We start from the raw sequence: 10,576 nt of genomic DNA on the forward strand, positions 1-10,576 counted from the left end.
TTAAAATCATGGTTTTTCATTCGTCCATATTCTATGTCCGCACAACTCATCAATGGCAAAGCCGTTGCCGAATCCATGTTACTTGAGCTTAAGGCACGCGTTGACCAACGCCTGGCTGTTGGCAAGCGTGCACCTGCCTTGGTTGTCATCATGTTGGGCGCAGATCCTGCGTCGGCGATCTATGTGCGGAACAAACGTGTTGCCTGTGAAAAAGTCGGCATCCGCTCTCTTGCTTATGATCTGCCAGCCGACACTTCAGAAGCCGATCTCCTGGCGTTGATCAGACAGTTGAACGAAGATAGTGAAATCGATGGCATTTTGGTGCAATCTCCGCTTCCTCCGCATATCAGCGAAAAGAAAATCATCGAGACCATTTCCGCAAGCAAGGATGTCGATGGCTTTCATCCATATAACATCGGTCGCTTGGCTGTGCGTGAGCCGACCCTACGCTCCTGTACGCCATTTGGCGTCATCAAACTGTTGAAGTCAGCCAATATTCAGTTAATGGGGCTCGATGCTGTCGTGATTGGTGTCTCAAATCATGTCGGCCGCCCCATGGCTCTCGAGTTGCTTCTGGCTGGATGCACGGTTACTTGTTGTCATCGCCATACCAAAAATCTGCGCGAGAATATCGAACGTGCTGATCTCGTCGTTGCAGCCGCAGGCAAACCCGGATTGATTAACGGTGAATGGATAAAACCCGGCGCGGTAGTGATTGATATTGGTATTAACCGCCTGCCAGATGGCAAGATCTGCGGCGATGTCGACTTTAGCATTGCCAAGGAACGTGCCAGCTGGATTACACCTGTACCGGGTGGTGTAGGCCCCATGACGGTTGCCACATTGATGGAAAATACCTTGATGGCTCTTGAACTCAAGGAATCCGCCCAAATATAGTTACCAGTATACTGATTGGTAGTACACTAGCCGACATTGTGGAAATTGAACGCTCATTTGATATACGAAGGCAACATGTTCAATGCAGTTAGGTGTTTTGCATACCATTTATATTAGGTGTACACTTTCTCCGCTTTAAATTTTGTCAATCGCATTTTGAGTTTTCAAGGCACCTATGGCTGAAGCAATCACAAGACAATTTATTCCTTATCAACCGAAACCGGATGAGGAATACATGAATGACAAGCAACTCGACCATTTCCGCAAGATCCTGAATGACTGGAAAGCCGAGCTAAGTCACGACATTGATCGCACTGTGCACACCATGCAGGACGAGGTGACCATGTTTGCTGACCCGAATGACCGTGCCAGCCAGGAATCCGACATGGCGCTGGAGCTACGTAATCGTGACCGCGAGCGCAAGCTGATCAAGAAAATCGACGAGACCCTGGGCAAGATCAACGAGCACGAATATGGCTATTGCAACAGCTGCGGCGTTGAAATTGGCTTGAAGCGTCTCGAAGCTCGCCCTACCGCAACACTTTGCATTGATTGCAAAACGCTGGATGAAATTCGCGAGCGTCAAGTTGCTAAATAAATAAGGGTTTCTATTCGGCATCACCATCTTTTGATGGCTTGCCAGAAAAACAAAAAGGCCGGAAATTCCGGCCTTTTGTTTTAGTGCTATCGCTATCCTATATGCTTAAGATGCTTCTGTTTCAGCCTTGGCTTCTTCTGCAGGTGGATCGATCAGCGCCTTCATGCTTAAACGCACGCGGCCTTTTTCGTCAGCTTCCATTACCTTGACCTTAACAACCTGGCCTTCCTTGAGGAAGTCACCCACTGCATTTACGCGCTGATGAGCGATTTGCGAAATGTGCAACAAACCATCTTTGCCTGGCAGCAATGAAACAATCGCACCAAAATCCAGCAACTTGATGACAGTGCCTTCATACGTCTGACCAATTTCAACTTCTGCAGTAATGGCTTCAATACGACGCTTGGCTTCTTCACCAGCCTCTGCACTGGTGCAGCCGATCTTGATCGTGCCATCTTCTTCAATATCAATGGTGGTACCGGTTTCTTCGGTCAGCGCACGAATCACTGCGCCGCCCTTGCCGATAACATCACGAATCTTTTCAGGGTTGATCTTCATGGTGATAATGCGAGGCGCAAAAGCGGACAGCTCTTGACGGGTCTCACCCATTGCTTCCTTCATCAGACCCAGAATGTGCAGGCGGCCTTCCTTGGCTTGTGCCAGAGCGGCTTGCATGATTTCGGCAGTAATGCCGGTAATCTTGATATCCATTTGCAGGGCGGTAATGCCATCTTCCGAACCGGCCACCTTAAAGTCCATGTCACCCAGATGATCTTCGTCACCCAGGATATCGGTCAGAACTGCAACGCGGTTACCTTCCTTGATCAGGCCCATGGCAATACCTGCCACGTGGGTCTTGACTGGAACGCCTGCATCCATCAATGCCAGACAGCCGCCACAGACGGATGCCATGGAGCTTGAACCATTGGATTCAGTAATTTCCGATACGACGCGAATGGTATAGCCGAACTCTTCCTGGCTTGGCAATGCAGCCAGCAACGCACGCTTCGCCAGACGACCATGGCCGATTTCACGACGCTTAGGCGTACCCACACGACCAGTTTCGCCGGTAGCGTAAGGAGGCATGTTGTAATGCAACATGAAACGATCAGTGTATTCGCCTTGCAGAGCATCAATGATTTGCTCATCGCGGCCAGTACCGAGAGTTGCCACGACCAGCGCCTGCGTTTCACCGCGGGTAAACAGGGCAGAACCGTGGGTACGGGGCAGCACGCCAGTGCGGATAGTGATCGGGCGCACAGTGCGGGTATTACGGCCATCAATACGTGGCTCGCCATTCAGAATCTGACCACGCACCACCTTGGCTTCGAGATTATGCAGAATGGACTTGATTTCGTTCGCTTCTTCAGTCGACGTGGCTTCAGTAATCAGCTCACTCAAGACACGGCTCTTGATTTCATCCAACTTGGAAGAACGAGCACCTTTGGATTTGATCTGATAAGCAGCGTTGATATCGGCACTAGCGATGCTGGTGATTTTTTCAATGAGTGCGGTGTTTTCAGCAGGTGGAGTCCAATCCCATGGCTCTTTGCCTACTTCTGCCGCAATTTCGTTGATCAGATTGATCACGGCTTGCATTTGCTCGTGGCCATAAACCACAGAACCCAGCATCACATCTTCAGGCAATTCCTTGGCTTCCGACTCCACCATCAGTACAGCGGTCGATGTCGCAGCAACTACCAGATCCAGCTCTGTATCTTTCAACTGAGTGGCTGTCGGGTTCAGCACATATTCTCCATTGATGTAACCTACACGCGCTGCACCAATCGGGCCATAGAATGGAATACCGGAAATGGCCAGGGCCGCAGAAGCGCCGATGATGGCAGGAATATCGGAATCGATTTCGCTGTCCGACGACATCACGGTCGCCACAATTTGCACTTCGTTGTAGAAAGCCTCAGGAAAGAGCGGACGCAGAGGACGGTCGATCAGACGCGATGTCAGCGTTTCCTTTTCGGAAGGGCGACCTTCACGCTTGAAAAAGCCGCCAGGAATCTTGCCGGCAGCGTAGGTGCGTTCTTGATAATCCACAGTCAATGGGAAAAAATCCTGACCAGGCTTTACATCAGTTTTGCCGACCACAGTAACGAGCACGACGGTATCGCCGTAACTCACCATCACTGCGCCATCAGCCTGACGAGCGATTTCGCCCGTTTCCAGAGTCAGCTCATGCTGACCATACGTAATCGTTTTTTTAATGGCTTTCACGTCTTATGTCCTTATTAAAACGAAAAAAGCCGATAAGCGCCGCGTTACCGCTTTGCCTTCGGCTTGTTTCTTCAATTCACGAATTTGCGCTGATACTTTACAAGGTGCAACGTAATTATTTACGGAGACCCAAGCGCTCAATCAGAGTGCGATAACGATCAGCATTCTTGCGCTTGAGGTAGTCCAGCAATTTGCGGCGCTGACTTACCAACTTCAGCAGACCACGACGGGAGTGGTGATCCTTGGCATTGCTTTTGAAATGCTCTGTCAAATATGTAATGCGAGCGCTAAGAAGTGCAACTTGAACTTCTGGGCTACCTGTATCATTTGGAGCTTGTTGGAAATCAGCAACAATCTTTGCTGTTTCTTGAACTGTAATTGCCATAACTTATATCCTGTGTTGTGAGATGTGTTTGCGCGTCAATGCAAATGCAGGTTACATCCAGCCCCGCTAGAGCATTCATTTACAATCAACTTTTAATTATATCTTCATTCAATCATAAACTCAAGAAAGCTTTGCCAGGCTGGCTGCATTCTTGAGTGAAGAATAGTTTCAGGTACGGAAGTCGCTCAACCGCGCTTTGTCAGGCAGTTTGACGCAGCAAACGCTTTGGCGCGATTGCGCCGCGTGAGGTTTGCTCCCCTATCCCCAGAAAATCACCCTGTTCAGTATAGATTCTGAATACCCCTTCAATACTGAGGCCAGACTTCCACACTTCCTGGCCTCGCAGTAAATAGAAGGCGCTATCAGCATCAATCGTCACTTGCGGCAAATCCTCGATCGCAGCATCCGCACCAAGCAGAGCCTCGTCTCGCTGCTCCAGTGACATTTGTTCGAGCTGTTCGATAGTCACTGCATCATCCAGATGGAAATGTGCAGTCGCCAATCGGCGCAAACCACCAAGATGGGCACCACAGCCTAGCAACTTGCCGATGTCTTCGGCCAGAGTGCGAATATATGTACCCTTGCTACAAGACACTACGATCTCAAATTGGTTACCCTCAAACCGCTCCAGCGTAATGTCATGTATGCGAACCGGCCTGGCTTCCCGCGTAATTTCTACGCCATCCCGGGCATATTCATAAAGCGCTTTACCACCGTGTTTCAACGCCGAATACATAGGAGGAACCTGCAATATATCGCCCACCATCTTTTTGAGCGCAGCATCCAACTCTGCCGGGGTGGTCGTAACGGGTGACCGCTCGAGTATTTCCCCTTCGGCATCACCCGTTGTGGTCGTGCTGCCCAGCGTCACCAGAGCGCGGTAGCTCTTATCGGAATCCAGCAGAAAATGAGAAAACTTGGTCGCTTCACCCAAGCATATTGGTAGCAATCCGCTTGCTAATGGATCCAGGCTGCCTGTATGGCCTGCCTTGGCTGCCTGAAACAGGCGTTTGACGATTTGTAATGCCTGATTGCTGGATATCCCTAACGGCTTATCCAGCAACAAGATGCCGCTGATATCGCGTTTGATTCGTTTGAACTGCACAGTTGCAACATGACTGACGTCATTGCGTCAGGCATCACCTTTGTCAGCATTATCTTGATCCTGCGCCAACGCATCATCGATTAGTCGCGATATTTTCATACCATTATCAATAGATGCATCGTAAACAAAATGCAATTGAGGCACTGTGCGCAATAAAAGCCGTTTAGCCAGCTGACTTCGCAAGAAGCCTGCTGTTTTCTCGAGCCCCTTCTGCAATTCTGGCGTGCCTTTTTCGGCACTGTAAAAGACCTTGGCATGCGCCAGGTCACCGCTCACCTCAACTTCAGTAACGGTGACCATGCCCACACGTGGGTCTTTTACTTCAAACTGAAGCAGATCTGCCAATTCGCGCTGCATCTGCTCCGCTACGCGATCGCTACGGGAAAACTCTTTTGCCATGTTCGCCTTCTGACCTTACAACGTTCTGGCAACTTCAACAATTTCAAATACTTCCAGCGTGTCACCCACTTCAATATCATTGAAATTCTTCAGTGACAAACCGCATTCGAAATTGGATTTCACTTCCTTAACGTCATCCTTGAAGCGCTTCAGCGAATCCAGCTCGCCGGTATGAATCACCACGTTATCGCGCAGGACTCGTACCTTGGATGAACGACGAATAACACCATCGCTCACATAGCAACCCGCGACCGCACCCACCTTGGAAATACGGAACACTTCGCGAATTTCCACGGTACCGATCATGGATTCCTTCTGCTCCGGTGACAACATGCCACCCAGTGCGGCTTTCACTTCATCCACTGCTTCGTAAATGATGTTGTAGTAACGTACATCCACACCCGAAGAGTCGATCAGCTTGCGAGCACCGGCATCCGCACGGACGTTAAAGCCAATCACAACAGCCTTGGATGCTGCTGCCAGGTTGACGTCAGACTCGCTGATTGCACCCACACCGGTATGTATGATGTTGACCTTGACTTCGTTGGTAGAGAGCTTTTGCAAGGAAGTTGCCAGGGCTTCGTATGAACCCTGCACATCGGATTTGATGATCAGCGGCAGCACCTTCACTTCGCCTTCGGCCATTTGCTCGAACATATTCTCGAGCTTGGCAGCTTGCTGCTTGGCCAGCTTCACGTCGCGGAATTTACCTTGACGGAACAAGGCGATCTCACGTGCCTTGCGCTCATCATTCAGCACAATCACTTCCTCACCTGCGGATGGCACATCGGATAAACCGAGAATCTCTACCGGAATAGAAGGACCCGCTTCCTTGATGTCATTGCCCGCTTCATCCAGCATGGCGCGCACGCGGCCAAACGCGGTACCTGCAAGCAACATATCGCCACGACGCAGAGTGCCGGATTGAACCAGAATGGTAGAAACCGGGCCACGGCCCTTGTCCAGGCGACCTTCGATTACCAGGCCCTTGGCAGGGGTGTTCTTTGGCGCTTTCAGCTCCAGCACTTCTGCCTGCAACAGCACGGCTTCCAACAGTTCATCGATCCCGGTGCCAGCCTTGGCTGAGACTTCTACAAACATGGTATCGCCGCCCCAGTCTTCAGGGACCACCTCGTGCGTTACCAGCTCTTGCTTGACGCGCTCTGGATTGGCATCCGGCTTATCTATTTTGTTTACCGCGACCACAACCGGCACACCTGCAGCCTTGGCATGGTGAACGGCTTCAATCGTTTGTGGCATCACACCGTCATCGGCAGCGACGACCAGAATAACCACATCGGTAGCCTTGGCGCCACGAGCACGCATTGCGGTAAAGGCTTCGTGACCTGGCGTATCCAGGAAGGTCACCATGCCGCGTGGGGTTTCCACGTGGTACGCGCCAATATGCTGCGTAATGCCGCCAGCTTCACCGGAAGCCACACGGCTACGGCGAATGTAGTCCAGCAAGGATGTTTTACCGTGGTCAACGTGACCCATGACGGTAACAACGGGAGGACGGGCCTCCTGAATGGCTTCAGCATGATCGTGCTCTTCCAGGAAGGTTTCCGGATCATTTGCTGCTGCCGCTTTGGCAACGTGACCCATTTCCTCTACCAGGATAATCGCCGTTTCTTGATCCAGAACCTGATTGATGGTTACCATCATGCCCATTTTCATGAGCACCTTGATCACTTCACTGGCTTTAACCGCCATCTTGTGTGCAAGATCAGCGACTGAAATTGTTTCAGGGACGAGTACCTCATGCACGATCGGCTCAGTAGGCGCATTAAACGCGTGTTGCTGATCTTCATCCCGGTGGGATTTTGACTTGGACTTGTGAGTGCGCCAGCCTTGTGTAGGCGCAGCATCGCCGCGCGTTTTAATACCGCGCTTCTTGTTTTCGGCGTCTGCCCAGTCTTTGTTATTTTTGCTGCCTTTTTTAGCGCCCTTGTCATCAGCTTTGGTAGCATCCTTTACCGCTGGCTTATGCAGCGTACCTTCAACCTTGGCAGGCTTGGCGGCTTCTGCAGCGGCCGCTGCAGCTTTCTTGGCTTCTTCTTCCTGACGCTTCTGCAGGATTTCCTGCTTCTTGCGCAACTCAGCCGTTTGGATAGCAACCAGCGCGGCGTGACGACGCGCTTCTTCTTCGCGTTTGGCGATTTGTTCAGGGCTCAGCACACTGATACGCCCACCAGATGCGGGGGAAGCAGCGGGTTCAGCTGTTACCTCGGCAGCCGTAACAGGCTCCGCAATAACTTCGGGCTCTTCTACGATCGCCGGTGCTTCAGCTTCAACAACCGCAATTGGCTCCGGTTCGGCAACTGGCTCTTCGCGCACAATCTCTTCAACAACCGGCTCGGCCACGGAAGTTTCAGCAACGGTTTCATATTCTTGAACTTCAAGCTCAGCCTGAGATTCAGGAATAAACTCGTTGCCCTGATCATCTTGCTCAGGCAAGGATGGATCGCGACGTACCAAGACACGTTTTTTACGCACTTCCACCTGAATAGTTCTGGCCTTGCCACTGCTGTCCGTCTTTTTGATTTCGGTATTCTGGCGGCGCGTAAGGGTAATTTTGTTTTTTGGTGCCTGGGCGCCATGCTCCTTGCGCAAAAACTCCAGCAATGAGGTTTTGTCATGCTCAGTCAAGGTGTCATCCGCCGCAGCCTTATTTACCCCAGCCCCTCTTAATTGCTCCAACAACAGCTCGGCCGGCAGCCCTAACTCACTGGCAAATTGTGCTACGCTTGTTTGTCCCATCCTGTTACTCCATCCTCATCTTACGCATACCACTGTTCATTTAATTACAAACGTTGTTGCGTCTAACTGAAATTCAATTTCATGATTTGCTTACGCAAACCATGGCGCACGTGCCGTCATGATCAACTGCTTGGCACGTTCCGCATCCATGTTGGCCATTTCCATCAATTCATCAACAGCCAGGTCTGCCAGGTCTTCCATCGTGGAAACGCCCTTGGATGCCAGCAAATGCGCTGTAGCATCATCCATACCGTCCATTGTCAGCAAGCTTTCCGAAGCCTCTTCCAGCTTCTCTTCCTTGGCAATGGCTTCGGTTAACAAGGCTGCGCGTGCGCGCTTGCGCAATTCGTTGATTGTTTCTTCATCGAAGGCATCAATTTCGCTCATTTCAGCGATAGGCACATAGGCAATTTCTTCCAGTGTGTTGAAACCTTCTTGCACCAGAATATCGGCAACTTCTTCATCAACATCCAGCTTGTCGATAAAGAGCTGACGTGTCTTGGTATATTCTTCTTCATGCTTTTGAGCAGCTTCGGCTTCGGTCAGAATATTCAATGTCCAACCGGTCAGCTCAGAGGCAAGGCGAACATTTTGACCATTACGGCCAATCGCTTGCGCCAACTGCTCTTCATCCACGACCACATCCATGCTGTGCGCATCTTCATCCACGACAATGCTGGAGACTTCGGCCGGCGCCATTGCGTTAATCACAAACTGCGCTGGCTCCATGGACCATAAAACAATATCTACACGTTCGCCAGCCAACTCGCCGGTGACGGCTTGTACGCGTGAACCGCGCATGCCGACGCAAGTGCCGACAGGGTCCAGACGCTGATCATTAGATTTAACGGCAATTTTGGAACGCAAACCTGGGTCGCGAGAAGCGGATTTGATCTCAAGCAGACCCTCTTCAATTTCCGGCACCTCAAGCTCGAACAGTTTGATCAAGAATTCAGGGGCGATACGGGAAAGCACCAACTGCGGGCCGCGTCCGGTACGTTCGATTCGCGACAAATATGCACGCACGCGATCACCAACGCGCAAATTCTCCTTGGGGATCATTTGATCACGTGGCAACACAGACTCAATGCGACCGACTTCAATAATCGCGTTACCCTTTTCCATGCGCTTGATGACACCTGTCACCAAATGCTCTTTACGCGCCAGAAAATCATTCAGAATCTGCTCACGCTCGGCTTCACGCACTTTTTGCAAAATAACTTGTTTTGCTGCCTGGGCACCAATACGCCCAAACTCAACAGATTCCAGAGGCTCTTCATAATAATCGCCGAGATTCAAGCCTTCAGCGCGCTCATCATCGGTGTACATCTGCGCAGCAGGATTTTCCAGATCATCATCAGAAACAATCTGCCAGCGGCGGAATGAATGATAATTGCCGCTATCTCGCTCAATTTCGACACGAACATCTGCATCTTCGGTAAAGCGCTTCTTGGTTGCAGAGGCCAGCGCCAGTTCCAGCGCTGTAAAGATCACTTCCTTGGCCACATTTTTCTCGTGGGCCAGCGCATCTACCAACAATAATATTTCGCGACTCATTTCAAATCTCCGCCTAAAATCTGTATCACAACAGGTACTTAAATTATTTAAACTCAGGTGCCAGTCTAGCCTTGTCTATATTGGACAAGGCAAGGCGATGCAGCACCCCTTCCTGTTCAATCAACAGGTTATCCTGCTCAATACCTTGCAAAATCCCAATAAAATTCTTCCGGTTATCCACTGGGATACGCAATTTCACTTGCGCACGCTCACCAGTAAAGCGGATGAAATCGGCATCTTTCTTTAAGACACGATCCAAGCCAGGCGACGAAACCTCGAGCCGGTCATAGTCAATATCGTTTTCTACCGCGAGCACATTACCTAGCTGGTTACTGACGAGTACACAATCATCAATATTGATACCCTCAGGTTTATCAATAAATAATCGGATCAGCTTGCCCCGGTTAGAAATCTCGACATCCACCAACTCATAACCTAGCTGGCTGACAGATTTTTCCAATAATGAATACAAATCCTGCATTCGAGATGCCTTTTATCCTCTACAGAAACAAAAAATGGGCTTACGCCCATCAAAAATACATTATATCAATCAATTCAATGAATTGATAATACAAGATAGCACAAATAGAAAAGCCCTCTAATGAGGGCTTTTCTAAAAACTTACCAAAGGCAAGTATATATAAGA

Annotated in this window: 9 protein-coding genes; 2 read left to right on the plus strand and 7 right to left on the minus strand. The window is 50.2% G+C overall.

From position 1 onward, the window contains the following. Positions 1 to 33: 33 nt before the first annotated feature. Positions 34 to 897 carry a bifunctional methylenetetrahydrofolate dehydrogenase/methenyltetrahydrofolate cyclohydrolase FolD gene (gene folD, locus ACWWD9_RS14010; RefSeq protein WP_455868164.1) on the plus strand — a complete coding sequence of 288 codons (864 nt, stop codon included), beginning with the start codon at positions 34 to 36 and terminating at the stop codon, positions 895 to 897. Between the two features lie 175 nt (positions 898 to 1,072). After that, a complete protein-coding gene (dksA, locus tag ACWWD9_RS14015; RefSeq protein WP_013440900.1) occupies positions 1,073 to 1,495 on the plus strand; it encodes an RNA polymerase-binding protein DksA in 423 nt (140 codons plus the stop codon). A gap of 105 nt (positions 1,496 to 1,600) precedes the next feature. Here the strand turns inward: dksA and pnp are convergent, their stop codons facing one another. From pnp to rimP, 7 genes are all read right to left on the minus strand, one after another. Beyond that, entirely contained in the window at positions 1,601 to 3,724 is a 2,124-nt protein-coding gene (gene pnp, locus ACWWD9_RS14020; protein WP_455867338.1) for a polyribonucleotide nucleotidyltransferase, read from the minus strand. 115 nt (positions 3,725 to 3,839) lie between these two features. Next, entirely contained in the window at positions 3,840 to 4,109 is a 270-nt protein-coding gene (gene rpsO / locus ACWWD9_RS14025) for a 30S ribosomal protein S15 (RefSeq protein ID WP_015829110.1), read from the minus strand. Between the two features lie 199 nt (positions 4,110 to 4,308). Beyond that, positions 4,309 to 5,214: a tRNA pseudouridine(55) synthase TruB gene (gene truB / locus ACWWD9_RS14030; RefSeq protein WP_455867339.1), complete on the minus strand. Its 906-nt coding sequence runs from the start codon at positions 5,212 to 5,214 to the stop codon at positions 4,309 to 4,311. Positions 5,215 to 5,241: 27 nt separating this feature from the next. Then, complete coding sequence (gene rbfA / locus ACWWD9_RS14035) at positions 5,242 to 5,613, minus strand: 30S ribosome-binding factor RbfA (protein WP_013440896.1); 372 nt, start codon at positions 5,611 to 5,613, stop codon at positions 5,242 to 5,244. Positions 5,614 to 5,628: 15 nt separating this feature from the next. Further along, positions 5,629 to 8,373, minus strand: a complete 2,745-nt coding sequence (infB, locus tag ACWWD9_RS14040) for a translation initiation factor IF-2 (protein WP_455867340.1) — start codon at positions 8,371 to 8,373, stop codon at positions 5,629 to 5,631. 90 nt (positions 8,374 to 8,463) lie between these two features. Then, a complete protein-coding gene (nusA, locus tag ACWWD9_RS14045; protein ID WP_013440894.1) occupies positions 8,464 to 9,930 on the minus strand; it encodes a transcription termination factor NusA in 1,467 nt (488 codons plus the stop codon). Positions 9,931 to 9,973: 43 nt separating this feature from the next. Continuing rightward, complete coding sequence (rimP, locus tag ACWWD9_RS14050; protein ID WP_013440893.1) at positions 9,974 to 10,411, minus strand: ribosome maturation factor RimP; 438 nt, start codon at positions 10,409 to 10,411, stop codon at positions 9,974 to 9,976. Between the last annotated feature and the right edge of the window lie 165 nt (positions 10,412 to 10,576).

This window comes from Methylovorus sp. SPW-M1, from assembly GCF_053848825.1.

Excerpts from the sequence above, each read along its gene's own strand:
- folD (WP_455868164.1), top strand. The coding sequence starts at position 34 with ATGTCCGCACAACTCATCAATGGCAAAGCCGTTGCCGAATCCATGTTA.
- dksA (WP_013440900.1), top strand. The coding sequence starts at position 1,073 with ATGGCTGAAGCAATCACAAGACAATTTATTCCTTATCAACCGAAACCG.
- rpsO (WP_015829110.1), bottom strand. The coding sequence starts at position 4,109 with ATGGCAATTACAGTTCAAGAAACAGCAAAGATTGTTGCTGATTTCCAA.
- rbfA (WP_013440896.1), bottom strand. The coding sequence starts at position 5,613 with ATGGCAAAAGAGTTTTCCCGTAGCGATCGCGTAGCGGAGCAGATGCAG.
- infB (WP_455867340.1), bottom strand. The coding sequence starts at position 8,373 with ATGGGACAAACAAGCGTAGCACAATTTGCCAGTGAGTTAGGGCTGCCG.
- nusA (WP_013440894.1), bottom strand. The coding sequence starts at position 9,930 with ATGAGTCGCGAAATATTATTGTTGGTAGATGCGCTGGCCCACGAGAAA.
- rimP (WP_013440893.1), bottom strand. The coding sequence starts at position 10,411 with ATGCAGGATTTGTATTCATTATTGGAAAAATCTGTCAGCCAGCTAGGT.